General features: G+C 33.0%; 2 protein-coding genes. Both read left to right on the top strand.

Annotated features, from left to right (window positions below; genetic code table 11):
* Positions 1-129 precede the first annotated feature (129 nt).
* Positions 130-972, top strand: coding sequence for a universal stress protein (locus ABJI11_RS07785; protein ID WP_348350961.1), 843 nt, complete (start codon positions 130-132; stop codon positions 970-972).
* 33 nt (positions 973-1,005) lie between these two features.
* Complete coding sequence (locus ABJI11_RS07790; RefSeq protein ID WP_348350963.1) at positions 1,006-1,845, top strand: universal stress protein; 840 nt, start codon at positions 1,006-1,008, stop codon at positions 1,843-1,845.
* Positions 1,846-2,055: the final 210 nt, after the last annotated feature.

Raw genomic sequence — 2,055 nt, forward strand, 5'->3', positions numbered from 1 at the left:
TGGTAAATCCTAGACGTTCCTTTTTAGAAGATATGCTTTACCAATCTACCATAGATGAAATTGGTCTATCACCAACCATTCCGTTTTTGGTGATGCAAAATTTACCTCGCTAATTAAAATTATATCGCTATGAAAAAGATATTAATTACTACAGATTTCTCAAATAATGCCTGGAACGCCATTTTTACGGCACTAAAAATATATGCAGAAGTTGATTGTCACTTTTACTTACTGCATGCGTATGAACCTACGCCTTTAAACCTAATGGGGTCAAAAAGCCAGCAACGACTTGGTGTTATTTATGATTCGCTATCAAAATACTCGGTTAAAGAGTTAGAAGAAGTGCTTTCATACCTAAAGACAAACCATAATAACCCAAAGTATAAATTTACCACCTTATCTAAACCTGGTAATTTAGAAGATTCAGTAGAAGTTGTGCTTAACGAGAACGATATTGATATATTGATTATGGGTACCCAAGGTGCTACTGGTGCCAAAGAAGTTTTCTTGGGCAGCAACACCGTAAAAGTATTGAGTCTTATTAAAAGTATTCCTATTCTCGTAGTACCAACAGATTTTAACTTTCAAAGTCTGAAGTCGATATTTTTTGCAACTGATTTTTCTGCTCCTTATAAGAAAAACCTATTTGACTCTATTGTAGAACTTGCTAAACTATGGAACACTAGTATTGAAGTAGTTCACGTTGCCATTGAGTTTGATCTGAACGATAATCAAGAAGCTCATAAAGAAGTATTGAAAGAGCGCTTGTCTGGGTTTGACGTTAAGTTTACCAACGTACCTTTTGAAGTTAATATCTCTAAGAGTATTGATATGTATACGGAAGATAAAGATTCTAGCTTTTTAAGCATATTACGCCATCAGCATACTTTTTGGGAAAAAGTAATTGGTGAGCCTGTAGTTAAAAAGATAGCATTTCACTCTAAAATCCCCGTATTATTCTTACCCCAATAATTCTTCATCAACGTTCACCTTTAAACTATTACAATGAAAAATATATTAATACCTACAGACTTTTCAGATAATGCATGGAATGCATTATTATATGGTATTTCTTTCTTTGACAAAACGCACTGCACCTTTCATATTGTTCATATAAACGCTATCGACACTAATGTTAGCGGTGAAGCAGCCATGTACATAGCACCAGAAATTTTAGAGGACACCGTATTGGCCGAAAGCAAAGAACAGCTTAAAACGCTCAGTAAAAAAATAGAGCAACTACCTTTAAACGTTAAACATGAGTTTCATTTTAAAGCTATCTATGGTTTTTTAACAGATCAACTAAAGGAATTGGTCAAGAAAAAGAACATTGACCTTATTGTTATGGGTACTAAAGGTGCTTCTGGTCTTAAATCTGTATCTATAGGTAGTAACACGGGTAATGTTATTACAAAAGTAGCATGTACTCTTTTAGCGGTACCGGAAGATGCGACTTATGAAAAAGTTGAAGAAATTGGTTTTCCTTCAGATTTAAATTTAGCGTATGATATTACGATACTGGATACCATAAAAGATATTGTCTTATTAAAAAAAGCTGCGCTTCGTTTATTATATGTTTCTAGCAAAGGAGAAGAACTGAACCAAAATCAAAGTAAAATCAAAAATTTGCTATTAGACTTCTACAAGGATACTGCATGCACATTTCATAAAGTAACTGGAAAAAAAATAGATGAATCCGTACAATGTTTTACGGAAAGTAGAAATTTAGATATGCTCATTATGGTCGCTAAAAACCTTAATTTTCTAGAGCGTATTTTATTTAGACCTACTGTTGAAAAGATTAGCTATCATACCAAAGTACCATTTTTAGTGATACATGAATAACAATGACTTATAAATAATATTGAGCCTATATTTAGATATGCTGTTTTATCGCAATTCTTATATCTTCAACAGGCATTACACCTGTATGTCGCCATTGGGGGGTTCCACTCTTAAAGAGTATTAAGGTAGGGACACCCTTTATTTTATATCTTTTTACAATTCTCTTTTTTAATTCTACATCTATTTCTAAGTAGTTTAAACCAGTATGGA

The organism is Maribacter sp. (genome assembly GCF_039968975.1).
Taxonomy (GTDB): domain Bacteria; phylum Bacteroidota; class Bacteroidia; order Flavobacteriales; family Flavobacteriaceae; genus Maribacter.